Genomic DNA, 23,785 nt, shown 5'->3' with positions numbered 1-23,785 from the left:
GTGGGAAAAAAGTTCGATGTAGTGATCGGCAACCCTCCCTACCAGGAGGAAGCGCAGGGCGGTGGCACACGTGATACGCCCGTGTACCACCAGTTCATGAATGCCGCTTACGAGGTCGCAAGCAAGGCCGTGCTCATCACGCCGGCGCGCTTCCTCTTCAACGCCGGATTCACTCCGAAGGCGTGGAACCAGAAGATGCTCGCTGACCCTCACCTGACCGTCCCGCATTACACACCCAACAGCGACGAACTGTTTCCCGGCACGAACATCAACGGCGGGATCGCGGTCACGTATCGCGATGAGAATCACGAAGGTGAGCCCATCGGTACCTTCACGCATTACCCGGAGCTCAACACGATCCTCCACAAGGTGGTCGAGTCCGGCATCGTCTCGTTGGACTCGCACATCACGAGTTCTCGCTCGTACCGATACACGGCGAAGCTGTATGACGACAATCCGGAGGCGCGCGAGCTTCGGCCCGCAGGGAACGAAGCGCTGATCAGCACTAATGCGTTCAATCAGTTCTCCTTCCTCTACCGCGTCGAGCACCCCAATGACGGCCAGCAGTACGTGCGGGTTCTGGGACTCGACGGGAAGAAGCGCGCGTCGCGTTGGATCCGTAGTGAGTACGTCACAGGGCCGAAGAACTTCGACATGTTCAAGGTTGTCGCGCCTGCATCCCGGGGGCACCTCGGACAGTTTGGCGGGGAACCCGCGCTCATCCTCGGCGCACCTTTGCTTGCGGAACCACGAGTTGCGGTTACTCAGACCTTCATCACCATTGGCGCCTTCGACACCGAGGCCGAGGCCGAGGCTTGCTTGAAATATGTGAAGTCCAAGTTCGCACGGGCGATGCTTGGCGTACTTAAAGTCACCCAGCACAACCCGGCAAACAACTGGAAGTATGTTCCACGCCAGGATTTCACGGAAACCTCAGACATCGACTGGTCAAAGCCGATCCCGGACATCGACCAGCAGCTGTACGCCAAGTACGACCTCGATCACGTCGAGATTGAATTCATCGAGTCGCGTCTGAAGCCGATGGCCTAACTTTCGCACGCCGCCCCGCCCTCTCCCGCAGGTATATATGCCTTGTCTAGCAGACAGCTACTGTACCGATCAGTCGTGACGCGAGAAGAAGGCACTATGACCGGATCGCTAACCGTATCCGTGCAGCCCGCGATACCCCATTACTGGCTCATCGCATTTGTGGGGGTAGGCGGGCTCTGAAGCCGCCGGATTTGAGCAGGGATCTGGCGATGTAGTTCGTGAGGTTCCGGAACCCGAGCGCACTGCCGCTGAGATGCTCCAGGCGCCCGTTGATCGCCTCGGTGGGCCCGTTTGAGGTGCCGGGCCGGTCGAAGAACGCGAGCACGTCGGTGGCGCGCTGGGTAAGAGTGCGGCCGAGCCGTCGGAGCTCGACCAACGATGCCGGGACACCGTGTGCGATGGAGTCGATGACAGCTTGCAGGAGCTGCTTCCCGGTGTTCTTGTCGGGGCGCCGGTAGGCAGCGATCATGCGCCGGTAGATCCCCCAGGTCGCTTCGACCTCGACATGCTGCTCAACGCTGAACACGGCGTGCAGGCGGGCGTGCTGTCGGTCGGTGAGGAAGTCAGCACCGGTGTGCAGGGTCCGACGTGCACGGTAGAGCGGGTCCCCGGCTCGACCACGGTGGCCGTGCAACGTCTGCTGCACCCGTCGCCGGCACTGTTCCAACGCATCGCCTGCGAGGCGGACGACGTGGAACGGGTCCATCACCGCTATCGCGTCGGGCAACTCTTCGGCGGCGGCGGTCTTGAACCCGGTGAACCCATCCATCGCGACGACATTGACGCCGTCCCGCCAAGCCTGCGGGCGGTTCGCGAGCCAGTCTTTGAACGCCTGCTTCGAGCGGCCGGGAACCATGTCGAGCAGCCTGGCTGGCCCGGTGTTGGTGCGGTTCGGGGTGAGGTCGATGATGACGGTGACGTATTTGTCACCGTAACGGGTGTGCCGCCAGACGTGCTCGTCGACGCCGATCGTGGTGATGCCGTCGAAGCGGGCAGAATCATCGATCAGGACCCGTCTGCCCTCCGTCAGGACGGCGTTGTTCGCGGTGTCCCAGGACACCCCGAGCCCGGCAGCGACCCGGGACACGGTGAGATGGTCGATCACGACGCTGGCTAGTGCCCACCGCACCCCGCCCCGCCCCGCCCCGCCCCGGCCCGGCCCGGCCCGGGAGAGCTTCGCTCGTTCTGGCGCCGCCTGGCTCGTGTCCTCTCGCCAACTGCGTCCACAGTGCCCGCAGTGCCCGCACCGATACCGGCGCACCCGAACCAGCAGCGTGGTGGGGCGATGTCCGAACGGTTCGTGCGCCAGCCGACGCGTGAGTGTCCGCGCGATGTCCCTTCCGCGCCGCACCGGTGGCACCAGGGATCCAGGACCGACCGCCGGCATTCGATCACCGCCCGGTCGAGGTCGAGGCATTGCCCGACTGCGGTCAAGCCGAGTTCATCGAGGCGGCAGAACGAAGTCAGGTCAGGGGTGACGAAGGTAGCGTGGGACCACGTCGAGGTCTTCCGGCAGTGGCTGGCATAGGAACCTCCATCATCGGGAGACCTCGACCCTCACCCCGCCACCGACGCGCCCACCACAGACACCGCAGCTACCCCCTCAACTGCGGAGAGCGCTATTACTCGTTTGAAGAGGTACTGGCCCACGGCCGGGAGCCCGACAATATTCAGTCGGTACGTAACGTTTGGGTATACCCCAGCGCCACAGTCGCGGCTAGCTGTGCGCCTGTGGTTCTAGGGTCCTCCTCGGGCCTTTGCCACACATCTGCGAGCTGATCTAGAGTTTCAGCGGCGTAAAGCGGTGGCGAGGCCCGTTAGCGCAGACTGACGTGAAGGCGAATGTTTCGCAGCGCATACACGAGGGACAGGCGAGGGTGCCCGGGACACCGGGTCGGACGAGCTCTGGCTGACCATGCTGCCGAGGAGGAGGTAGCCGCGGTGCGGCGATCGAGCGATCGTTGCCGCAACATCGTGGCGCGAAGCCGCGATCCGGAGACGAGAGTCGCCATGACGGCATTTCATAGCGACTACGATCATCGCTAGCGTGTGCCGAAAGCCCGCGTTCATGAAGTTGAAGGGGAACAGCTTGGCCCAGCTCAGTGCTCATGAAATGTCCGTCTCGAAGATTTTCAGCTCTGATTATCAGTTCCAAATTCCGGAATATCAGCGGCCGTACTCTTGGGGAGGAGCGCAGGCTCGTCAGCTGCTCGACGATCTCAGCGATGCGCTCGCTCGAGAGACCGCAACCGAGCCGTACTTCCTCGGGTCGCTCGTTCTTATCAAGAGCGATGATTCGCCGTTCGCCGAAGTGATCGACGGGCAGCAGCGACTCACGACACTAACGATCTTGCTGTCGGTGCTCCGTGCACTGTCAACTGGGGATTTCGCATCTGCACTGAGCGCCCTAGTGATCGAACCGGGAAACAGCTTGCTCGACCTCGAGCCGAAGCCGCGGCTGCGTATTCGCGACCGCGACGCCGAATTCTTCCAAACCAGGGTCCAGCAGGCCTCCGATCTCGCAGGACTGATGTCCACACCGGATGGAGCCCTCGCAACCGACGCGCAGAAGAACATCCGTGACAACGCGCGTCTCCTTCACGAGGTCCTCCGGGATTGGGAGGATGGACGTCGTGTGGCGCTCTCGAAGCTCATCAGCTCCCGCACTTACCTCGTCGTCGTAACGACCCCAGACATCGCGAGTGCGCACCGGATTTTCAGTGTGATGAACTCGCGCGGTCTTGACCTGTCGGCCGCTGACATTTTCAAATCAGACGTGATCGGCAGTCTGCCACCCGAATCGAGAAGCGTCTTCGCCAACAAGTGGGAAGAGGCGGAGATCGACCTCGGTCGAGCATCGTTCCAAGACCTCTTCGCACACATTCGAACGATCTACTCGATGACGCGGCCCACCAGAGAGCTACTTCAGGAGTTTCCGGAGCAGGTGCTTCGGCGGTTCCTGCCCGGCGACGGGTCGACGTTCATCGACGACGTTCTGCTGCCCTATGCAGACGCCTCCGCGATCATCGACAACGAGAACTACTCCTGGCCGCACGACGCCGAAGTCGTCAATAACTGGCTTCGTACCCTTAACCAACTCGACACCGGCGACTGGCGCCCTGTCGCTCTGTGGCTGTTGAAGCGGCACTCGGAGGACCCCATCCAGCTTATCGAGCATCTCTCTCGACTCGAACGATTGGCTGCCTCGATGCTCATCCGCCGGGAGTACGCGACCCCGCGCGGGACCCGATATGCCAACCTCCTCCGGAGCCTCACCGCTGGGCTCGGAATCGACTCCCCGGAGTACGAACTTTCGGACGACGAGCGGCGAGAGACTCTTGCTCAACTGCGCGGACCGATCTACAAGTCTGCGCCGGTCCGTCGCTATGTTCTGCTCCGCCTGAACGACCTGCTCAGTAGCACGAGCATGCAATTCAATCCGAAGATCATTACCGTCGAGCATGTTCTTCCGCAGTCGCCAGCAGAGGGCTCGATCTGGAGCGAGCTGTTCGACGACGAGCTCCGCGACCACTGGACGCATCGGCTTGCGAACCTGGTGCTCCTCGACCGCAAGAAGAACTCTGAGGCGCAGAACTACGAGTTCGAGACCAAGAAGAAGCGGTATTTCAAGTCAGCAAGCGGTGTCACGACCTTTGCAATCACGGTCGGGGTCTTGAATGAGCCGGTCTGGACGCCCGAGCGGTTGGAGGAACGCCAGAGAGAGTTGCTCCTCAAGCTCGCGGCTGCCTGGGATATAGAGCGCACTGAAGACGGCACGTCGCTCGTCGACCTCGACGAGTTCGCCCTCTCTGCCCCGACCGTCCGCACAGGGCCAGGACGGCCGAGGACAACCGTTCGAGATCTCATCGCCGCGGGGCTAATCGAAGCTGGTGCGACCCTCGTGTGGGAACGACCGAGAGTCGGCGACCAGTACAGCGCCGTCGTTCAGGCAGACGGCTCCTTCGAGCTGCCTGACGGTCGGACGTTCGACACTCCCTCCCGGGCGGCTCGCGAGGCAGCCCAGGTTCCCACCGTGGATGGGTGGCGTAAGTGGACTCTTCCCGACGGCCGCAGGCTTGACGATCTTTGGCGTCTGCACGAGGGGCGTCGAACACAAGAGTCTGTCACCCAGCACTAGATTCGCACTAGACCAAAACTCCGGCCACGACCCCGCTGGATCGAAAGGACACACGTTCATGCTCCCGAAGTCCCCAGGCGACGCCGACCACGAGCGGGCGATCGATAGTGAACCGTTCCTGACAGCAAATGCAAAAGCGAAGGGTCGGTACGGACGGTTCAACCTCGCCGTGGTCGGGGGCACTGGCGTAGGCAAATCTTCCCTTGTAAACGCGATCTTCGGCCGTGATCTCGCGAAAGTCGGCAAAGGACTCCCAGTCACAGAGGGTGTGCACTACTACTCTGATGAGGCGCTCGGGGTATGGGACTTCGAGGGGTTCGAGATCGGCTCGTCCAAGTCGCCGGCAGGTTCACTGCGCGACCACCTCAAGATCGTTGCCAGCAAGCCCACCAAGGAACAGATTTCAGTGGTGTGGTTTTGCGTGAATTCGACTGCGGACCGGCTCACACACGCCGACATCGAGATCATCCGTGAGTTGGACACCGCTGGCCTCCCAGTCATACTCGTACTGACGAAGGTCGACTGGAGGAAAACGGTCACTGGTAAATTCAAGGCGCCGGAAGGTGTGCAGGAGTTCCAGGCCTGGCTCGAAGCGCCTACTGATGCGGACGGGCGAGAGGTTGATTTGCCCGTCAAGAGCGTCGTACTCACGTCCGTTGTCGGGAAACACGGGAAGGGTGCGGGCCACGGGCTCGGTGATCTGCTCGTCGAGACACTTGCACTATCACCCGATGACACCAAGGATGCGTTTCGTGTCGCTCAGCGACTCAATCTTCCTTGGAAACGCCAGCTGGCCCGACCGGTTATCGCCGCGTCTGCGTCCGCTGCTGCCGCGGCGGCCGCGGTCCCGATCCCAATAACTGACGCGCTCACACTCGCGCCGATTCAGCTCACGATGATGGGCCGGATCGCCGCGATCTACGATCTGGATTTCAAGACGATGATGTCGGTTTCCACTGTGGCTCAGCTCAGCGCGCAACTCGCTGGACGCGCGTTGGCGCGCAGCTTCATCAAGCTCCTACCGGGAGCGGGCTCGGTGGTCAGCGCATCCGTCGCCGCAGCACTCACGGCCGCAGCCGGTGAAGGATGGATGCGGCTGTGCGAGGGCATCCATACCGGCAAGGTTGATATCTCAAGGATCGACGAGGCCTGGCAGGACTACAGCCCGACGCTCGTGAAGGTCATCCGGAATCTGGTCGATCAGCGAGCGTCGAAGGTCGAACCCGTAGTTGACTCCGACGCTGGCTCGTCTATGCGCTCGTAGGCATCTCGAATCAGGTCCGTCACGTCTAGGCCAGCGCGCAGCACATTGCGAACATGCACTGTGGAGGAATTCGTGTGCTCCACTCTGCGCCCGATGCTAATGGTCTCGTCGCGACTCAATTCTCGCGCCCAGATCAGGTCGTAGGTCGCGGCGTCGAAGAGCAGGAAGAGCGCTTCTTCGAACTCCCATGACCGAAACGCGGAGAATGCTTGCGTTCGTCTATCGAGAGGATTGATAACTCTTGCCTTCACTTGAACACGGTGCCCGTCAGGTCGTCGCAGGTCGTAGCTCTTCTCCGAATTCGGCGCGAGCGCACCGCCGTACGCGCGCAGCGCGAGTGACTCGGCGAGGTCACCGAGCGGGGAATTGCGAGTTCTGACGAGTCCGCGGCGGAGGAGCTCGTCGAGGACACCAACGTACGAAGCGAGCAGCTGGCGGACGGTGAGCTCTGAGGGCTCGAATGGTAGCTGCGTTGCTGGCATGCGCTCAGCCTATGGAAGGGCATCGCAATCGCAGCCAATGGTGACGACGCGATCCACCAGAACGAGTACTCCTGGCGCACGTCGATCCGTGGCTCTTGAACGCAACTCCGGCCAACCCATCGTGAATCGAACAAGAGCGAGGGCGCCGGGAGCTCCACCTCGGGATGACCCGGACACGCAACGGCCTGTGGGTTGACGCGCGTAGCGGAGTGATGCGCGGCGCTGAGCACGGTCAGACCGGTCCCTGCAGCGCTTGCAGGGTAGACTCCGCCGTCGCCGGCTCATTGAACGCGACGACGAACGTTCGCCCGTCCCGCACCTCAATCCGCACACCTATCTCTCCGCCCACCGAGTACAGCCGTCCCTTCGAGTTCCGGGCCGACCCCTTGATCCCCCATCCGCCGAAATCGGCGTAGGCGTCGATCCGGACGACGGTGATCTGAATGAGGTCATGACGAAGCAGCCGTGTCCTTCAGAACGGGGATAATCCCACCGTGATCCACTCCAGCGAGCACTCGACGAAGGCAGCCGCTCGCGTGACGAGCACCATGGCCCAGAGGACTCCCGCGAGGACGAGAGCGAGACCGATGAGCGACCAGGCGCCGAACCCGTGTGCCGCAGCCCCCGCAGTGCACATAACCCCGACTGGGGCAAATATGAAAAGCGCCCCGATCGCGGCGCCGCGGTCCGCCGGGCTGCGGAACGCCTTGTCAGTCTCACCCACTTCGCCTCCTCGTTGACCACGCTATGTATGGGATGTTTCAGCGGTCACACAAGAACGTACCGTCTTCCTAAGCAGAAGCCGGTCCGTAACTCATCGCTCAGCATTGGTGCGAACTGAGTCGCCAAGAGCCGATCGAATGAGCGGGTGAGAGTCCCAGGCCGGACGCGGCGTGCAGCCGACGACCTGATGGGTCGAGGCAAGACAAACGGAAGGCGCGGCACCAACCGGCACCGCGCCTCCCGTCGATCATCACGTCGTCAACTCACCAAGTGAGCACGAACCGCCCCCGCGTCCCCCCGGCCTCCAACCGCTCATGCGCCTCCACAGCCCGCGCAGCCGGAAGCACCTCAGCGACCCGCGGCGTCAAGGTCCCACTCTCCGCCGCATGCCGCAGCTGCTCGAGCTTGTCGAACGACCGGTACTCCGAGAACACCATCACCTGCACGAATGCGATCCCCCGAGCCCCGTTGCCCTGCCACCCCCGCACGTCGAAGAAGACTCCCCCGTCACGAACGGCGTCGACGACCTCGTCGCGCTGCACGGCAGCATCGGCGAGCGCATCGACCCCGCCCGGCACGAGTTCACGGACAGCGGAGGCGAAGGAAGCTCCTCGCGGCACCACGTGGTCCGGCCCGAGCGACCGGACGAGTGCTTCATCGGCCGGAGCAGCATCTGCGATGACGGTCAGCCCGGCGGCCTTCGCCAGCTGCACCACGTAGTTCCCGAGCAGCCCCGCGGCCCCGGTCACGGCGAGCGTCTGCCCCGGCGCGAGCGAGGCGTGCGACAGGATCTGCAACGCCGTCAGCCCGTTCATCGGCACCGTGGAGGCGAGCGGAAGAGACGTCCCGCGAGGGATCCGCGTGAACGACCCCACCGGCGCGACGAGCTCCTGCACGTAGGCGCCACCGTGGGCGCTGAGCGGCAGCGCCATCGCCATGACCTCGTCGCCGACCTGCCATCCGGTGACGTCGGGCCCGACCTCGTCGATGACGCCGGCGGCGTCCATCCCCGGCACGTACGGCGGCGAGGCCTGCGAGCTGTCCCGCTGCCCGGCACGCACCCCCGTGTCGGTCGGGTTCACGGCGAACGCCTGCACCCGGATCCGCACGGATCCCGCACCGGCGTGCGGCTCCGGCACCTCGTGGACGGCGAGGGCCTCGGGCCCTCCGAACTGTTCGACTCCGACGACCTGCATCCTCCCGGTCTACGCGCACGTTGCTTGACGCAACCTGACGCGACCACCCCACGGCCTGGAGGCCCGGCATCAACCCGCCCCGCGCCTCCCGCCCGTCAGGGGGTGCGGTCCACGGCACGTGGTGCGCCATGCTGGCACCGTGCGTCTCGACGAACTCCTCACCCGGTCCGACGGTCCCGCGATCGCCGAGGAGCTCGGCGCTCTTCGCCGACCCGCCCGGTACGTCCTCGAGGGCATCCACCAGGAGTCCCGGCAGAAGTACTGGCAGTTCCGCGTCGACATCGACGAGGCCGCGCAGACCTGGACCCTCGTGCGCCAGCGGGCCAAGCCGGTCTCCTACCGCGACGGCGTGCTGCACGACCCCGACGACGGCCCGGACGAGATCTCGTTCGCCCGGAGCATGGTCTCCGATCCCGTCGTCCGGATGGCCGTGCCCGACCTGATGCTCCGATGGGGTCGCGGCCCCGAGAGCTTCCACCCGATCCTGGTCCAGCACATCGGCGAACACTCGATCCTGGTGACCTTCGAGCACCGCGGGGACCCGGCGACCCGCGCGACACTGGTGGTCGACGAGCGCGACGGCATCGCCCGCCGCTTGTCGGAGTACGGCGAGGACACGATCATCACGAGCGTGCGGACCGCCGAGCCGGACGAAGTCCTGCCCCGCGCCCGCTTCGTGCAGCCGACGGACTGGGTCCGGCCGCAGTACTGAGACGGTGACGGTTTCGGTTCACGATCCCCGACGATCGCGAACCAGAACCGTCAGCGGCCGGAAACCGAACCACCTCCCCCGCCGGCACCATCCCCCGATCGGACGATGCCGAGACCACCGCCCCGACCGATCCCCCACGGCCACCGGGCGGCGAAGCTGGACCCATGCCCGAGTCCCCCGCCATCGAGGTCCAGCACCTCGGCAAGCAGTACGCCACCGGCAAACGTGCCGTGGACGACGTCTCCTTCACGATCGACCGGGGCGAGACCTTCGCGCTCCTCGGCCCCAACGGTGCCGGCAAGTCCACGACGGTCGAGATCCTCGAGGGGTACCGCTCCCGCACCGCCGGAGAGGTCCGCGTCCTCGGTCACGACCCGACACGGACGAGCCGCAGCCACAACGCACGCATCGGCATCGTCCTGCAGACCAGCGCGGAGTCCCCGAACGTCACCGTCGCCGAGCAGCTGAACCACTTCGCGACGCTGTACCCGAAGCACCGCAGCGTCGAGGAGCTCCTCACCGCGACTGGGCTCGAAACGCAGCGCAACACCCGCATCAGCCGCTTGTCGGGTGGCCAGCGCCGCCGCGTCGACGTCGCCCTCGGCATCATCGGCCGCCCGGAGGTCCTGTTCCTCGACGAACCGACCACGGGCTTCGACCCCGAGGCCCGTCGGCAGTTCTGGGATCTCCTGCGCCGGGTGCAGCACGAGGGCACGACGATCCTGCTCACCACGCACTACCTCGACGAAGCCGCCCAGCTCGCCGACCGGGCGGCGGTCATCGCCGACGGGAAGCTCCTCGACCTCGCACCCATCGACGAGATCGGCGGCGCCGAGGACCGCATGCCCCGGGTCCGCTGGCGTGACGACGACGGCGGACACCACGACGAGCGCACGACCGACCCGACGGCGCTCATCCGCAGCAGCACCACACCCATGCACGACCTCGAAGTCATCCGTCCGTCCCTCGAGGACGTCTACCTCGACATGGTGGGACAGAAATGAAGACAGCGACGAGCCGCATCTCGTACGAGATCCGCACCTACTTCCGCGCCCCCGACGCGGTCTTCTTCACCTTCCTGTTCCCGATCATCATGCTGGCGCTGTTCTCGGTGGCGTTCTCCGGCGCCGCTGACATCCAGGCCGGTCCGGACGTCAGCGTCGACTACGCCACCTACTACCTGCCCGGCCTGGTGGCGACGGGCATCCTGCTCTCCGGCACGCAGTCGCTCGGCGTCGACATCGCCACCGAGCGCAGCGACGGCACGTTGAAGCGCCTCGGCGGCACACCGCTGCCCGTCCTGTCGTACTTCGTCGGCAAGATCGGGATGGTCCTCGTCACCACGCTCGTGCAGACGGCCCTGCTGCTGGCGATCGCGAGCCTGGTGTTCGGCGTCGACCTGCCGACCGACGCGAGCAACTGGGGTGTCTTCGCCGGGGTGATGGTCCTCGGCATCGCCACCAGCTGCGTCCTCGGCATCGCGGTCTCGGCGCTCCCCCGCGAGGGCCGGCGCGCCACCGCCACCATCGTCCCGATCGTCCTGGTGCTGCAGTTCATCTCCGGCGTCTACCTGCCCTTCACGCAGCTCCCCACCTGGTTGCAGGACGTCGCCTCCGTCTTCCCCCTGCGCTGGATGGCGTCCGGCATGCGGTCCGTCTTCCTGCCCGGTGCGTTCGAGTCGGGTGAGCCGGGAGGCGCGTGGCACCTCGGCCTCGGAGCCCTCGTGTTGGCAGCGTGGCTGGTCCTGGGCACGGTGGCCTGCCTGCTGACGTTCCGGTGGAACCGCAAGGACGCCTGATGGCGCCCCGCTGGTGGGATGCTGGGCACATGAGCGGTGAGACGTGGATGCGCAACCGGTGGTTGCACGTCTTCTTCGCGGGCACGATGCTCCTCACCGCCGTGATCACCGTGTTCGGGTGGTCCCCGTGGGGTACCCGCTGGCCGGCCTTCACCGCGGTCGTGGTGCTCCTCGTCGCCTACGTCGTGTTCGGCCACCGCGGCTACGACAGCCCCCGTGCCGCAGCGGCCTTCCTGCCGCTGGTCCTCGTCGCCGCCCTGGTGCTGCCCGCCGTCGTGCCGAGCACCGCGTTCGTGCAGTGCATCGCGTTCCCGCTGGTCTGGGTGCAGTCCGAACGGGTCCGGACCGCCGTCCTGCTCTCGGTCGCGGTCGGCGTCGCGAGCGGCATCGGCCTGCAGGTCTCCGGCGGCCCGGACGCCCTCGTCAGCACCGTGCTCATCGAGGGCATCAGCGTGATCGGTGCCTGCGCGATGGGCGTGTGGATCTCGAGCGTCGCCGGCCTGTCCGAGGAGCGCCGCCAGCTCCTCGACGAACTCCGCGCCACCCAGCAGTCCCTCGCCGATGCCCACCGCAGCGCGGGTGTCGCGAGCGAACGGGAGCGCCTGGCCCGCGAGATCCACGACACCGTCGCGCAGAACCTCGCCGGCATCGTCATGCTCACCGAACGTGCCCGCAAGGACCTGGCGAACGACCGCGGTGCCGCGCTCGACGAACGACTGGTGGTCCTCGAAGAGTCCGCGCGTGCCGCCCTCGAGGATTCCCGCGCCCTCATCGCCGCCGGGGTCGCCGGTGCCACGAGCGGCAGCCTGGCCGGGGCCCTGCACCGTCTGGCGGAGCGCTACACCCGCGAGACCGGCACGCCCGTCGCCGTCGACGCGACCGACGGCCCGCTCGACCGCGACGCCCAGGTCGTGCTGCTCCGGGTCGTCCAGGAGTCCCTCGCGAACATCCGTGCGCACGCCGATGCCGGCTCCGTCCGCATCGTCCTGCAGCACGCGCCCGAACAGGTCGGCGTCCGTGTGACCGACGACGGCGTCGGGTTCGACACCGGCGTCCCGACAGCCGGGCACGGTCTCCGGGGCCTCCACGAACGGTTGTCGCTCTCCGGCGGTGCCTGCACGATCACGAGCAGCCCTGGCGGCGGCACCGTCGTCGACGCGAGCCTGTCCACCGGAGCCGAGCCGGGCCTCCCGGCCGTCGATCGTCACCCCGTGGCGGAGGTGAACCGGTGATCCGCGTCGTGGTCGCCGACGACCACCCGATCGTCCGGTCGGGCATCGTGGCCCTGCTGCAGGACGCCGACGACGTCGAGGTCGTCGGCCAGGCCAGCGACGGCCGCGCCGCGGTGACGGTGGCGCTGGCCGAACGCCCCGACGTCGTGCTCATGGACCTCCGGATGCCCGTGCTCGACGGCGATGCGGCGACGGCGCAGATCCTCGCCGCCGACCCCGGCGTCCGCGTCCTGATCCTGACCACGTACGAGTCCGACGACCAGATCCTCGCGGCCATCGAGGCCGGCGCCACCGGCTACCTGCTCAAGGCCGCCCCGGAGTCCGAGATCCTCGCCGGCGTCCGGGCGACCGCACGGGGCGAGACCGCGCTCGCGCCCTCCGCGGCCGCAGCGCTCGTCCGCCGAGCGACAGGCGCGCTCCCCGCCGCCGCCGGCCCGTCGCTGACCCCGCGCGAACTCGACGTCCTGCGCCTCGTCGCCCAGGGCAACAGCAACCCGGCGATCGGCCGCGCGCTGTTCCTCAGCGAGGCCACGGTGAAGACGCACCTCGGGCACGTGTTCGAGAAGCTCGGCGTGAACGACCGCACGCGCGCGGTGACCCGCGCGATGGAGCTCGGTCTGCTCCGCTGACACCTCGTCGATCTATTCGCTCTTGACGAAGCTGAGTTCGAACGGCGAGAATCCGCCCGGACTACTGAGCCTTCGACCCGTCCGGCGCGCTGAAGACCGCCAGCACGGATCGGAGGACGGACCCGGACGGCATCGGCTCCAGACGCACCCGTCCGTCGTCCAGCACATCGCGGCGGAACCATCCAGCAGCACCGGCAGCGATGACGTCCAGCCCGTACGGCGTCCGGTCTCCCCACAGACGGAGGCGGATCCAGACGGGCTCACGCCACAGGCGATCTGCCACGAACCCGGAGATCGGGGCGGCACCGTCGGGCATCCCGATTGACGCGATCCGTGCGTCGACGACCTGCGCCGGCAGGACGAGTTCGTCGTCGCTGGCGATCGCCCAGGCCGGCGAGACCCGCGCCCAGGCGAGCAGGTGCCCGACGGCGCGGCCCGCGGGCACCACGTCGTACTGCGCGATGGTGTCGTCACGCAGCCGGTCGTCGACCAGGTCGGCGACGTTGCCTCGTGCGCGCACCAGCGCGGTGTCGCCGCCGAGCCACATGCTCCACTCGACCGAGCGACCAGCGTGGTCCGCCGCGGCTCCGTACCGGTAGCCGGGTCGTTCGAGCAAGTTCGCGATCCGCTGCCCGTCGCCGACGAGCGCACCGAGCGCGCCGGTGAGACCTGCCTCGGCGAGTTCGACGCCCTCGGGCGACCGGCGCTTCCCGCGCGAGATGATGCCCCGGCCCCGCAGCGACCACAGGTGCTGGAGCGCTTCGTCGCTGAGCATCCAGCGGCCCACCGGGCGGGGCTGGGCGAGGACGACACCGTCGAGGGCTTCGAGTGTCGCGCCGATCCGGTCCGATGCGCCCGGATCGATCCGTGGCGACGCCGACGGGTTGTCGTCGGGGACGTCGGAGTGGTCGATGCGTCCGGTCGGCGGGTCGTCGTCGTCCGTCCCGGTGTCGGCGATCGATGCCGCCGCCAGCACACTCCGGAAGAACGGGACGAAGTCGATGAACTCCTCGACCGCACAGCTGCCGGTGACGTGCACCTGGTGTCGACCGATCACGGCGATCCACTGGCGCACCAGCACCGTGGTGTGCTCCGCTTCGTAGCCCCACTCGACGGTCCGGGACGGCACGCCGAGCACGTCGTCGAGGTCGTTCGGTTCGACCGCGAACACCTGTGCGCGAGGCTGCAGCGCGAGGATCGACGCGATCGCGTTCGACGACACCACGTGCAGTGGGGCCTCGGCGAGCTCCGTGGTCAGCACGATGTTGGGGCGGAACCTCGCATCGGGGACCTCAGGCGCGGCGAGGACGACGACGTTGTCGGACGACTCGATCCGTTCCCAGTTCGACGGCGATGGCAGGCTCAGCGGCCCGACCTCGGTCGGAGCGCTCACCGTTCACGCTCCACGCGGTACCAGCGGGGCTGAAGCCGTCGCGGAACGCCGGACAGCAGGATCCACAGGCCGAGCGCACCGGTCACGGCGGCGGCGACCGCGAACACGAAGGAGAACCCGAAGACCGGCGTTCGGATGAAGCTCGCCGCGAGTCCCATCGACAGCACCGCGAGTCCCAACCAGAACCACCCGAAGACGACGTTCTGGTGGAGCCGACCGATCCACGAACGCCAGACGCCGGCGTAGGCCAGCGCTCCGAGGCCGCCGAAGAGGAGCCCGATGGCGAACAGCACGACGACGAACCCGAGCGGGGTCATCCGAACACCTTCTTCCACGTGTCTCGCACCCATCGCTGGGCTTCGGACCCATCGTAGAAGTTCTCCTTGCCCCAGGTGCCGAGTGCTTCGCCTGCTTCGCCGCCCGCCCAACCTCCGGCAGCACCGCCGACGACCCCGCCGACGGCTCCACCGAGCGCGCCCACACCGATCGTCCCGATGACCGGCAGGACGACCGTGCCCCCGCCCGCTCCCACTGCCGCACCGGCAGCGGCACCGACCGATGCGCCGACGGACGCGCCGATGGTTCCGAGGATGACCGAGGGCCCGCCGACGATGACGACGTTCTCGAGGCTGCTCTCGATGCGCTGTGAGGTCGACCACTCCGGGTGTTCTTCCTCGTCCTCGACCCACTGCTCCTGGCCGGCGGAGTAGAGGGTGAGCGCGGCGCCCCCGATACCGAGCGCTTTTCCGAGGTGCTTCGCCCAGGTCGGGAGCGCACCGCGCGACACCTCGGGATCGGTGACGAACGTGCTGTGACTCGACGTCGGTCCGGTGAGCCGGAGTTCGGGCGGCGTCGGAGGATGCGGCGAAAGCACACCGCTCGGCGTCTTCCAGTACTTGACGCCGTTCTCCATCTCGTCCCACATGGGGATCGTCAGCTGCACGTTGATCGACGATTCCGGCACGACGTGGATGCGCCGCCACCGCTCGAGCGCGCCCTCCGCGACCGACGATCCGACACCGACACCGGTGCCGACGACACCGGATCCGCCGACGACGTCGACGAAGGACTGCACGGCGGTCTTGCTGTACTTCTCGAGCCGACCGAGTGCGTCGGCGCAGTCCTGGTCGGCCTGCTGCGCGTTCGCGTTGAAGGTCGCGATGAGCTCTCGGACGTGACTCGACGACGTCGCGGGATCCGGGCCGGGGGTCGGGGACGGTGTGGGTTCCGCGCTGTTCGAATCGGGCTGCTGCGCCGCTTGCCGCTCCGCCTCGTTGGCATCGGCGATGTCCGTGAGGATCGAGGCCCGTCGGGTCTGCAGCCCGGACACGGTCGACGCGTAGGTCTGCAACGCCGTCGCCGCGAAGTCCGCGTTCTGCTTGATCATCTCGGCGATGAGTGCAGGGTTGTTCATCGCGTCGAGCACGATGTCACGTTCGGGCGTCTGGTAGACGTCGGCGGCGGCGAGTCCCTTCCACTCGGTCGACACCGCCTCGACCCGCGCGACGACGTGTGATCCGAAGGTACCGAGCGCGGTGGCCGCCGATTCGAGTGCAGCAGGGTCGGGCAGTTCCTGCAGGTCGCTCGTGGAGATCACTGCGGGATACCGTTCTCGTAGGTCGCCGCCATCTGCTCGTCGCCGGCCTCGTAGGCGCCGATGGCTTGTCGCGTGGCACTGATCGCCCGCTCGATGTGCTGCTGGGCGGCGAGCAGGTCGATCTCGAACGGGTTCGACTGGATCGACGCGAGCTTCGCCGCGGTCGAGGGCCCGTGTCCGCCGAGCGCCGCGAGGGCGTCGCTCAAGGCCGACACGAGGTCCGTCTCGAGGGTCGGGAACTCCTGGGTCTCCCCTTCCGCGTTGTCGATGGCACCGCGCGCGGGTCCCGGGTCGATTCGCCAACCATCAGTCACGTTCTGCTCCCCCTGTCGTGATGCCCGTCCACGATAACGAGTCCGGCGCGCGCGGGCGAGCTTCTGTCGCTCACCGCTGGTCGTCCCCGGGATCATCCAGAGGACACCGTCCGCGTTCACGTGACTCCCCGTCTTGCAAGGCCGATGTCCTCCATTGCACGGTCGATCGGAAGGCGGCATCGTCCTGATCCTGACCACGTACGAGTCCGACGACCAGATCCTCGCCGCCATCGAGGCCGGCGCCACCGGCTACCTGCTCAAGGCCGCCCCCGAGTCCGAGATCCTCGCCGGCGTCCGGGCCACCGCACGGGGCAACAGCAACCCGGCGATCGGCCGCGCGATGGAGCTCCAGCTCCTGCCGCGAGTCCCCGGTCCGCCCGTCACCGGAAGCGGGTGTACCGTCAGGTCGTCAGCATGCTGACCATCTGAGAGGAACCACTGGAATGAGCGCTCCCGCCGCAGCACCACTCACCACGCCGGACCGTCGTCGCTGGCTCGGCCTGGTCGTGATCAGCCTCGCCGTGGCGCTCATCATCGTCGACTCCACGATCGTCAACGTCGCGATCCCGAGCATCGTCGCCGACCTCGACATCGGCTCGACCCTGGTGCAGTGGGTGCAGGAGAGCTACACGCTCGTGTTCGCCGCCCTGCTGCTCGTCTTCGGGTCCGTGGCCGACCGGTTCGGCCGCCGACGCCTGCTCACCACCGGCGTCATCGTGTTCGCGGTGGCGTCGGTGCTCGCCGCGCTCTCGCCGACCGGTGAGCTCCTCGTCGTGTCCCGCGTGCTGCAGGGCATCGGCGGCGCGATGGTCCTCCCCACCACGCTCTCGATCCTCAACGCGACGTTCACCGGCCGGGAGCGTGGCATCGCCTTCGCCGTGTGGGGCTCGACGATCGGCGGCATGGTCGCGGTCGGCCCCCTGCTCGGCGGCTGGCTGACGACGGACTTCTCGTGGCGGTGGGCCTTCGGCATCAACGTCCCGATCGTCGCGGTCATCCTCGTCGGGCTCGCCGTCGCCGTACGGGAGTCGCGAGACGCCCGGCACACCGGCCGCATCGACCTCGTCGGAGCGCTGCTGTCCGTGATCGCGAGTGCCGCCCTGGTGTTCGGGCTCATCGAGGGCCGCACCTACGGCTGGTGGACCCCGTCCTCGACGTCGCTCACCATCGGCTCGTGGTCGTGGGACGGCCCGATCTCCCCGATCCCCGTCGCGTTCGTCGTGGCCGTCCTCGCCGGAGTCGCCTTCGTGGTCCGTTCCCTGCGCCGGCAGCGGGCCGGACGCTCGACCCTGATCGCACTCGACCTGTTCCGCATCGGCTCGTTCCGGAACGGTTCCGTCGCAGCGCTCATCGTGTCGCTCGGCGAGTTCGGCATCATCCTGTCGCTGCCGCTCTGGCTGCAGAACGTGCTCGGGTACTCCGCCCTGCAGACCGGCTTCGTGCTGCTCGCACTGGCGATCGGGTCGTTCGTCGCGAGTGGGTTCGCCGCCACGGTCGGGCAACGCGTCGGAGCACTGCCGATCGTCCGGATGGGCATCGGCGCCGAGATCGTCGGGGTCGCCGCGATCGGGTTCGTCGTGACGTCGTCGACGCCGTGGTGGGCGATCGTGCCGTGCCTGTTCGTCTACGGGTTCGGCGTCGGGCTCGCGACGGCCCAGCTCACCGGTGTCGTACTGCAGGACGTCCCGGTCGAACGCAGCGGTGAGGCGTCCGGGGCCCAGAGCACCGCGCGCCAGATCGGCTCGGCGCTCGGCATCGCCGTCCTCGGCACCGTCCTGTTCACCTCGACCGGCAGCATCCTGGAGCACCGTCTGCAGGACGCGGGCACCCCGGCCGCCACCGCGACGAAGATCGCCGACGCCGTGGTGCAGTCCTCCGGCGGAGCCATCTCCGGCCTCGACGGGGCCACCCGTGCCGACGCCGCCGACGCGTTCTCCGACGGCACCCGCGCCGCCGCGTTCTCCGCCGCCGGCTTCCTGGTCATCGGCCTCGGCGCCACCCTGCGCGTCCGCGCTCCGCGACGCCCCGACGACGAGGAGCAGGCGTGACCGGAGACCCCGTCCTGCAGCGCTCCTGACGGTTCTGGTTCACGATCCCCGAGGATCCTGAACCGGAACCGTCACCGCGCGGACACGAACCCGCGTGCCCCGCGCCGTGGACGCGACCACCGACGAAACGGGAGGCACGGTGCCTGCCCGCACCGTGCCTCCCGTCCGCTCCGGCGCGCGCCCTGCCATCGCGACGCGCGCCCGCTCAGGCCCCCGCGTCCGCCTCCTGCGACCGGACGCGGAGCACCCGCGCTGTGGGGGCCGATCCGCCGTTCGCGACCTCGAGCGAGCCCGAAGCGGCGTCCCACGCCACGGACCACGACCCGAGTGCCGTCGGGAACAGCGGCTCGACGACCACCGCCTGCCCGGCGAACGCCGGCAGCGGCAACGACACCGACGCCGACGCACCGGGCAGCGACCACACCGACAGGTACAGGTCGCCCGAGGCGGTGTGCAGGCCGAGTGCGACCCACGGGTCCTCCCAGGCGGGCAGCCCGAGGGGCCAGACCGGGACGGACCCCTCGACGACGTCGAGGACCTGCCGGTGTGCCGCGATGGCGTCACCGACCACCGCGCGCTGCGACGACGTCATCTCGTTGAGGTACCCGGACAGGTACATCCGCCCGAGCACCCCGTTGACGAGCGACAGCGTGAACAGCTCCGGGTCCATCGTCGGCGCCGGGTACGCCCAGTTCCCCGCCTGCTCGGGCAGCATCGCGGCGGGAGCGGCGGCGGCGATCGTGGCGGACAACACCGGGTCCTGCTGGTCCGACGTCGACTGCATGTGCAGGCGGGACAACACGGCCCAGTCGGCGCGCATCGCTCCCGAGGCGCAGTTCTCGATGAGCAGTGCCGGGTACCGCTCCTGCACCGCGTCGAGCCAGTCGAGCAGCGCCCGCTGGTGGTCGAGCATCCCGGCGAACGGCCCCGTCATGGTGTTGTTGTCCATCTTGAAGAACGTCACCCCGAGCTCCCCGACGAGCCGGTCGACCACCGCGTCGAGGTGCGCGCGGGCCTCCGGCGAGCGCAGGTCGAGCAGGTGCCGCCCGTGCTCCGAGACCCGGACCCCGTGGTGCTCGACGAACGCGGACGGCGGCAGGGTCGAGGCCAGCGGCGAGTGGATGCCGATGACCTCGGGTTCGAGCCAGAGGCCGGCCTGCATGCCGCGCGCACGGATGTGGTCGATGACGGCCCCGAGTCCCGTCGGGAACCGCGACGCCGCTTCCTCCCACGCTCCGACGGTGTCCCACCAGTGCCCCTCGGCGTACCAGCCGGCGTCGATGCAGAACAGGTCCGCTCCGGCGTCGGCTGCCGCGTCGATGAGCGGCAGGAGCTTCTCGGTGGTCGGGTCGCCCATGAGCGTGTTCATGTAGTCGTTGAACACCAGGGGCAGGGCGCGGTCGGCCTCCCGCACGTGCCGGAACGCCCGACGCTGCCGGGTGAGCACCCCGAAGGCGTCGTCGATCGACCCGGCGATGCCGACGGACACCGGCACCGAGGTGAACGGCTGCTCGGGCGTGACGACGGTGGTCCACTGGTGTTCCTGGTCGGTGGGGCCGCTCAGCAGCAGGTACGCGTGCCGCCGGGTCTCGCCGAGCTCGTACAGCCACGGCCCGTTGTGCTCGACCTGCCAGACGAGCGCGTACGGAAGCGACACAGCGTCCTCCGCCCGCAGCACCCCGATCGGCAGCGCCTCGCCCGTCGACCACGAACCGCGGTTCTGCACGACGGCGCGGCTGCGGGGCGGGTGGTGCTGGGCCTCCCGGTCGATCGCCGCGAGCCCGATCGACCGCAGCGGATCGGTCCGCCAACGGCTCTCCGCTGCCCAGTCGTTGTCGGCGTGCACGAGGGCGAGCTCGTCGACGGTGGCGCCCGAGTCGGCCAGGAACGCCCCGGTCGCGAACGACGAGACGAAGTCGACGACGTGCTCACCGTGCTCGGCCGACACCTCGGTCCACGTCTGGAACGCGGGCACGCCGGCGCGCGCCCGGAACACCGACTCGGCCTGGAGGCCCGTGGCTGCGTCCGCCTGCACGATCCGGAACCACAGGTCGGTCCCGTCGTCGTGCACGTGGTGCGACACGGGGCGCAGTCGCGCCCCGATGGTGGAGTCCACGTGCCGGAACCCGCCCGGGAACCGGCCGTGCCCGATCGTCGTCAGCTCGACGAGCGGCTGCGGGTCGTCCGGCCCGTCGGCGAGCGCTCTGCCAGCCGACGCTCCGCCGGCCGGCACGAACGACACGAGCGCCGCTGGCTGGTCCGCACCGACCCGGAACCGTGAGGCGAACCCGTCGGTGACCCAGTCGACGAACGTCGGCCCGTTGCTCATCGCGCCCCGACCGGTGCGGGCTCGCTCGACACCCAGTCCCCGATCGTGTGGTCGTAGCAGGTGGTGTTGTCGATCTTCGTCCGGTCGAGCGGCGGCCCCGCGGTGATCCGGCGCTCGGTGCGCTCCGGGTCGGGGGCGGCCTCGGCGAGCAGCCGGGTGTAGTCGTGGTGCGGGTCGAGGATGACGGCGTCCGACGGACCCCGCTCGACGACCCGGCCGCGGTAGAGCACGAGGATCTCGTCGGAGAAGTGCCGCGCGGTCGCCAAGTCGTGCGTGATGTAGAGCACGGCCAGGTGGTCCTCGCGCTGCAGGCGGCCGAGCAGGTTGAGGACGCTCAGGCGGATCGAGACGTCGAGCATCGACACGGGTTCATCGGCGATGAGCACCTGGGCGCCCGGGGCGAGTGCGCGGGCGATGGCGACGCGCTGCCGCTGCCCGCCGGAGAGCTCGTGCGGCCGTCGCGACGCGAAGTCCTCGTCGAGGTTCACCCGACCGAGCAGTTCCCGCACCTTGTCGGCGGTCTCGTCGGCGCCGCGAGCCCGGTGGTGCAGCTGCAGCGGCCGGGCGATGTGGTGCTCGATCGAGTGGAACGGGTTGAGCGAGGCGAACGGGTCCTGGAACACCATCTGCACGTGCCGCCGGTACATGCTGCCCTCGACGGGGGTGCCGTCCTCGAGCCGCACGTCGATCGAGCCGCGCGTCCTGGTCTCGAGCTTGGCGAGCATCCGCGCGATGGTGGACTTGCCCGAGCCGGACTCCCCCACCAGCGCGACGGTGCGGCCGGGCAGCAGGTCGAACGACACGTCGTCGACGGCCCGCAGGGTGGTGCGCTTCAGGCCCTTGCGGGTGTGGAAGTCCTTGCCGAGGTGGCTGACGGTCACACTGGTCATCGGTCCGTCTCCTGTGCTGCCTGGACCACGACGGCCCGGGTGTCGGTCTCGGGTTCGGCGCCGTCCTCGACCCCGGTGCGGATGAACGCGCCGCGGGCTCCGGACAGGCTCGGGAACGACTGCAGCAGCTTCCGCGTGTACGGGTGCTGCGGGTCGTGCTGGATCACGCTGGCGCGGTCGCACTCGACGACCTCGCCGCGGAGCATGATCGCGATCCGGTCGCTGATCTCGAGCAGCAGCGGCAGGTCGTGGGTGATGAACACGACGGCGAACCCGAGCTCGTCGCGCAGTCGGACGATCTCGCGCAGGATCTCCCGCTGCACCACGACGTCGAGCGCGGTGGTCGGCTCGTCCATGATCATGATCTGCGGTTCGAGCAGCATCGCCATCGCGATCATGACGCGCTGCCGCATGCCGCCCGACAGTTCGTGCGGGTACGCGGTGATGCGGGACGGGTCGACGCCGACGCGGCGCAGGGCGTCCTCGGCGATGGCCCGACGTTCCTTGCGGGGCAGGCCCTTGCGGTGTTCGACCAGGGCGTCGTCGAGCTGGGCACGGATCGTGGTGACCGGGTTGAGCGCGTTCATCGCCCCCTGGAACACCATCGACAGTTTCGACCACCGCACGGCCCGGAGCTGCTCGTGCGGCAGGCCGAGCAGGTCGACGTCGGTGCCGTCGCGGTCGTGGAACGTGATGCTGCCCGACGTGACCTTCGCCGGCGGCCGGTGCAGCCGGGTGATGGCGTACGCCAGCGTCGTCTTGCCGCAGCCCGACTCCCCCGCGAGTCCGAGGATCTCGCCGGGCGCCAGGGTGAGCGAGACGTCCTTGACGGCGTGCACGGGGTGCTCGGTCTCGTAGACCACGTCGAGGTGGTCGATGGTCAGCACGGCCGGCCGGCGGCCGTCCCCCGTGGCGTCGGAGGTGACCGGTCGTGCGGTGTCGGTGGCACTCATCGGGCGACCCCCTTCGTGTCGTGACCGGCGGTGGCGACGCGGGCCGGGCCTCCCGAGCGGGCCGCACGCTTCGCACGACGGTCGCGCCGTCGCTGCGCACGCACGTTCGCGAGTCGCGGGTTGATGACCTCGTCGATCGAGAAGTTCACCAGGGACAGGCCCATGCCGAGCAGGGCGATGAGCAGGCCGGGCGGCACGAACCACCACCAGGCGCCGTTCGCCAACGCGAAGCCGTTCTGGGCGTAGAAGAGCATCGTGCCGAGCGTCGACGAGTTCGACGCCCCGAGCCCGAGGAACGACAGCCCCGCCTCCCCGAGGATCGCGGCGATCACCGCGAACACGAACTGCGACGCGAGCACCGGCAGCAGGTTCGGCAGGATCTCGACGGCGATGACCCGCCAGGGCCGTTCGCCGGCGACCCGGGCAGCGGACACGTAGTCGCGGTTGCGGATCGACATCGTCTGCGCCCGCAGCACCCGGGCGGACCCGGCCCACGACGTGATCGCCAGGACGACCGCGATGGTCCAGAGCCCGCGGGCCTCACGCGGCACCAGGCCGGAGATGACGATGACGAGCGGCAGGCCGGGGATGACGAGGAACACGTTCGAGAACAGCGAGAACGCCTCGTCCATGATCCCGCCCAGGTAGGCGCCGAGGATGCCGAAGAACGCGGACAGCACCGTGGCGAGGACGCCGACGATGAGCCCGATCTGCAGGCTGCCCCGGGTGGCGAAGGCGAGCTGCGCCAGGACGTCCTGACCGGTCTGGGTGGTGCCGAGGACGTTCGAGCCGCTCGGTCCCTGCAGCCCGGTGTCGCGGATGGTGGTGGGGTCGCCGACGAGCAGCGGCCCGATCACCCCGAACAGCGTGACGCCGGCGACGAGCGCGATGCCCGTGACGAGCCACGGGGTGAGGGTCGGCAAGAACCTGCGGATGCCGCCCTTCGACGCGCGCCGGGTGGCGATCGACGTGGTGCTGTCGGCCTCCTCGGTCAGCGCGCCGATGGTGGGCTCGGTCTCCTGCTGGATGTTGGTCAT

At 68.2% G+C, this 23,785-nt stretch carries 20 protein-coding genes and 2 pseudogenes; 10 read left to right on the top strand and 12 right to left on the bottom strand.

What is annotated here, in order from left to right; all coding sequences use genetic code 11:
- On the top strand, positions 1 to 1,050 hold the full coding sequence (locus tag HQQ79_RS06585) for an Eco57I restriction-modification methylase domain-containing protein (RefSeq protein WP_173033202.1): 1,050 nt from the start codon (positions 1 to 3) through the stop codon (positions 1,048 to 1,050).
- A gap of 148 nt (positions 1,051 to 1,198) precedes the next feature.
- Here the strand turns inward: HQQ79_RS06585 and HQQ79_RS06580 are convergent.
- Positions 1,199 to 2,517, bottom strand: a pseudogene (locus tag HQQ79_RS06580) (ISL3 family transposase).
- A gap of 601 nt (positions 2,518 to 3,118) precedes the next feature.
- Here HQQ79_RS06580 and HQQ79_RS06575 point away from each other — a divergent pair.
- Together HQQ79_RS06575 and HQQ79_RS06570 are read left to right on the top strand one after the other, a co-directional pair.
- Positions 3,119 to 5,188 (top strand): DUF262 domain-containing protein, encoded by a 2,070-nt coding sequence (locus tag HQQ79_RS06575; RefSeq protein WP_173033200.1) that lies wholly within the window; start codon positions 3,119 to 3,121, stop codon positions 5,186 to 5,188.
- Between the two features lie 58 nt (positions 5,189 to 5,246).
- Positions 5,247 to 6,452, top strand: a complete 1,206-nt coding sequence (locus HQQ79_RS06570) for a GTPase (protein WP_173033198.1) — start codon at positions 5,247 to 5,249, stop codon at positions 6,450 to 6,452.
- On the opposite strand, the gene HQQ79_RS06565 is transcribed toward HQQ79_RS06570, so the two are convergent.
- The 3 genes from HQQ79_RS06565 to HQQ79_RS06555 all read right to left on the bottom strand — a co-directional run bounded on the left by HQQ79_RS06565 (position 6,389) and on the right by HQQ79_RS06555 (position 8,853).
- Entirely contained in the window at positions 6,389 to 6,934 is a 546-nt protein-coding gene (locus HQQ79_RS06565) for a hypothetical protein (RefSeq protein WP_173033189.1), read from the bottom strand. The two genes, HQQ79_RS06570 and HQQ79_RS06565, sit on opposite strands and share 64 nt — an antisense overlap.
- Positions 6,935 to 7,406: 472 nt before the next feature.
- Positions 7,407 to 7,658: a hypothetical protein gene (locus HQQ79_RS06560; RefSeq protein ID WP_173033187.1), complete on the bottom strand. Its 252-nt coding sequence runs from the start codon at positions 7,656 to 7,658 to the stop codon at positions 7,407 to 7,409.
- A gap of 262 nt (positions 7,659 to 7,920) precedes the next feature.
- The gene (locus tag HQQ79_RS06555; RefSeq protein ID WP_173033185.1) at positions 7,921 to 8,853 is read right to left on the bottom strand and encodes an NADP-dependent oxidoreductase; all 933 of its coding nucleotides are present in this window, start codon (positions 8,851 to 8,853) and stop codon (positions 7,921 to 7,923) included.
- Positions 8,854 to 8,992: 139 nt separating this feature from the next.
- On the opposite strand from HQQ79_RS06555, the gene HQQ79_RS06550 reads away from it, so the two are divergent.
- The 5 genes from HQQ79_RS06550 (at position 8,993) to HQQ79_RS06530 (ending at position 13,224) form a co-directional block, all read left to right on the top strand.
- On the top strand, positions 8,993 to 9,565 hold the full coding sequence (locus tag HQQ79_RS06550) for a hypothetical protein (protein ID WP_173033184.1): 573 nt from the start codon (positions 8,993 to 8,995) through the stop codon (positions 9,563 to 9,565).
- A gap of 164 nt (positions 9,566 to 9,729) precedes the next feature.
- The gene (locus HQQ79_RS06545) at positions 9,730 to 10,569 is read left to right on the top strand and encodes an ABC transporter ATP-binding protein (RefSeq protein ID WP_173033182.1); all 840 of its coding nucleotides are present in this window, start codon (positions 9,730 to 9,732) and stop codon (positions 10,567 to 10,569) included.
- Positions 10,566 to 11,363, top strand: a complete 798-nt coding sequence (locus HQQ79_RS06540) for an ABC transporter permease (RefSeq protein ID WP_111023905.1) — start codon at positions 10,566 to 10,568, stop codon at positions 11,361 to 11,363. Before HQQ79_RS06545 ends, HQQ79_RS06540 begins: the two co-directional genes overlap by 4 nt.
- A 29-nt stretch (positions 11,364 to 11,392) precedes the next feature.
- Positions 11,393 to 12,595: a sensor histidine kinase gene (locus HQQ79_RS06535; protein ID WP_173033180.1), complete on the top strand. Its 1,203-nt coding sequence runs from the start codon at positions 11,393 to 11,395 to the stop codon at positions 12,593 to 12,595.
- On the top strand, positions 12,592 to 13,224 hold the full coding sequence (locus HQQ79_RS06530; RefSeq protein ID WP_071247163.1) for a response regulator transcription factor: 633 nt from the start codon (positions 12,592 to 12,594) through the stop codon (positions 13,222 to 13,224). Before HQQ79_RS06535 ends, HQQ79_RS06530 begins: the two co-directional genes overlap by 4 nt.
- A gap of 61 nt (positions 13,225 to 13,285) precedes the next feature.
- Here HQQ79_RS06530 and HQQ79_RS06525 read toward each other — a convergent pair whose 3' ends face one another.
- Genes HQQ79_RS06525 through HQQ79_RS06510 form a run of 4 tightly spaced genes read right to left on the bottom strand, consistent with a single transcriptional unit; the run spans position 13,286 to position 16,528 of the window.
- Complete coding sequence (locus HQQ79_RS06525; protein WP_173033178.1) at positions 13,286 to 14,617, bottom strand: hypothetical protein; 1,332 nt, start codon at positions 14,615 to 14,617, stop codon at positions 13,286 to 13,288.
- A complete protein-coding gene (locus tag HQQ79_RS06520) occupies positions 14,614 to 14,934 on the bottom strand; it encodes a hypothetical protein (RefSeq protein ID WP_071247159.1) in 321 nt (106 codons plus the stop codon). The genes HQQ79_RS06525 and HQQ79_RS06520 overlap by 4 nt, the downstream gene beginning before the upstream one ends.
- Positions 14,931 to 16,214, bottom strand: coding sequence for a hypothetical protein (locus tag HQQ79_RS06515; protein ID WP_173033176.1), 1,284 nt, complete (start codon positions 16,212 to 16,214; stop codon positions 14,931 to 14,933). Before HQQ79_RS06515 ends, HQQ79_RS06520 begins: the two co-directional genes overlap by 4 nt.
- Positions 16,211 to 16,528, bottom strand: coding sequence for a hypothetical protein (locus tag HQQ79_RS06510; protein WP_071247155.1), 318 nt, complete (start codon positions 16,526 to 16,528; stop codon positions 16,211 to 16,213). The genes HQQ79_RS06515 and HQQ79_RS06510 overlap by 4 nt, the downstream gene beginning before the upstream one ends.
- A 181-nt stretch (positions 16,529 to 16,709) precedes the next feature.
- Between HQQ79_RS06510 and HQQ79_RS06505 the strand changes: the two are divergent.
- Together HQQ79_RS06505 and HQQ79_RS06500 are read left to right on the top strand one after the other, a co-directional pair.
- Positions 16,710 to 16,841: pseudogene (locus HQQ79_RS06505) on the top strand (DNA-binding response regulator); the annotation flags it as partial.
- A gap of 130 nt (positions 16,842 to 16,971) precedes the next feature.
- Positions 16,972 to 18,576, top strand: a complete 1,605-nt coding sequence (locus HQQ79_RS06500; protein ID WP_173033174.1) for a DHA2 family efflux MFS transporter permease subunit — start codon at positions 16,972 to 16,974, stop codon at positions 18,574 to 18,576.
- A gap of 205 nt (positions 18,577 to 18,781) precedes the next feature.
- Here the strand turns inward: HQQ79_RS06500 and HQQ79_RS06495 are convergent, their stop codons facing one another.
- The 4 genes from HQQ79_RS06495 to HQQ79_RS06480 are packed head-to-tail and all read right to left on the bottom strand — an operon-like array spanning position 18,782 to position 23,785.
- Positions 18,782 to 20,905, bottom strand: a complete 2,124-nt coding sequence (locus HQQ79_RS06495; protein WP_173033172.1) for a glycoside hydrolase family 36 protein — start codon at positions 20,903 to 20,905, stop codon at positions 18,782 to 18,784.
- Positions 20,902 to 21,795, bottom strand: a complete 894-nt coding sequence (locus HQQ79_RS06490) for an ABC transporter ATP-binding protein (protein ID WP_173033164.1) — start codon at positions 21,793 to 21,795, stop codon at positions 20,902 to 20,904. The genes HQQ79_RS06495 and HQQ79_RS06490 overlap by 4 nt, the downstream gene beginning before the upstream one ends.
- A complete protein-coding gene (locus tag HQQ79_RS06485; protein ID WP_051596654.1) occupies positions 21,792 to 22,748 on the bottom strand; it encodes an ABC transporter ATP-binding protein in 957 nt (318 codons plus the stop codon). Before HQQ79_RS06485 ends, HQQ79_RS06490 begins: the two co-directional genes overlap by 4 nt.
- Positions 22,745 to 23,785 carry an ABC transporter permease gene (locus HQQ79_RS06480; protein ID WP_111023919.1) on the bottom strand — a complete coding sequence of 347 codons (1,041 nt, stop codon included), beginning with the start codon at positions 23,783 to 23,785 and terminating at the stop codon, positions 22,745 to 22,747. The genes HQQ79_RS06485 and HQQ79_RS06480 overlap by 4 nt, the downstream gene beginning before the upstream one ends.

The sequence above is a fragment of the Curtobacterium sp. VKM Ac-2852 genome, from assembly GCF_013205045.1.
Taxonomy (GTDB): domain Bacteria; phylum Actinomycetota; class Actinomycetes; order Actinomycetales; family Microbacteriaceae; genus Curtobacterium; species Curtobacterium flaccumfaciens.
Note: the sequence above shows the minus strand (reverse complement) of the source record. Positions and strands in the feature narration are given on the sequence as shown.

Coding starts and splice junctions, on each gene's coding strand:
- HQQ79_RS06575 (WP_173033200.1), top strand. CDS start 3,119: ATGAAGTTGAAGGGGAACAGCTTGGCCCAGCTCAGTGCTCATGAAATG.
- HQQ79_RS06570 (WP_173033198.1), top strand. CDS start 5,247: ATGCTCCCGAAGTCCCCAGGCGACGCCGACCACGAGCGGGCGATCGAT.
- HQQ79_RS06565 (WP_173033189.1), bottom strand. CDS start 6,934: ATGCCAGCAACGCAGCTACCATTCGAGCCCTCAGAGCTCACCGTCCGC.
- HQQ79_RS06555 (WP_173033185.1), bottom strand. CDS start 8,853: ATGCAGGTCGTCGGAGTCGAACAGTTCGGAGGGCCCGAGGCCCTCGCC.
- HQQ79_RS06545 (WP_173033182.1), top strand. CDS start 9,730: ATGCCCGAGTCCCCCGCCATCGAGGTCCAGCACCTCGGCAAGCAGTAC.
- HQQ79_RS06540 (WP_111023905.1), top strand. CDS start 10,566: ATGAAGACAGCGACGAGCCGCATCTCGTACGAGATCCGCACCTACTTC.
- HQQ79_RS06535 (WP_173033180.1), top strand. CDS start 11,393: ATGAGCGGTGAGACGTGGATGCGCAACCGGTGGTTGCACGTCTTCTTC.
- HQQ79_RS06520 (WP_071247159.1), bottom strand. CDS start 14,934: ATGACCCCGCTCGGGTTCGTCGTCGTGCTGTTCGCCATCGGGCTCCTC.
- HQQ79_RS06500 (WP_173033174.1), top strand. CDS start 16,972: ATGAGCGCTCCCGCCGCAGCACCACTCACCACGCCGGACCGTCGTCGC.
- HQQ79_RS06495 (WP_173033172.1), bottom strand. CDS start 20,905: ATGAGCAACGGGCCGACGTTCGTCGACTGGGTCACCGACGGGTTCGCC.
- HQQ79_RS06490 (WP_173033164.1), bottom strand. CDS start 21,795: ATGACCAGTGTGACCGTCAGCCACCTCGGCAAGGACTTCCACACCCGC.
- HQQ79_RS06485 (WP_051596654.1), bottom strand. CDS start 22,748: ATGAGTGCCACCGACACCGCACGACCGGTCACCTCCGACGCCACGGGG.
- HQQ79_RS06480 (WP_111023919.1), bottom strand. CDS start 23,785: ATGACCAACATCCAGCAGGAGACCGAGCCCACCATCGGCGCGCTGACC.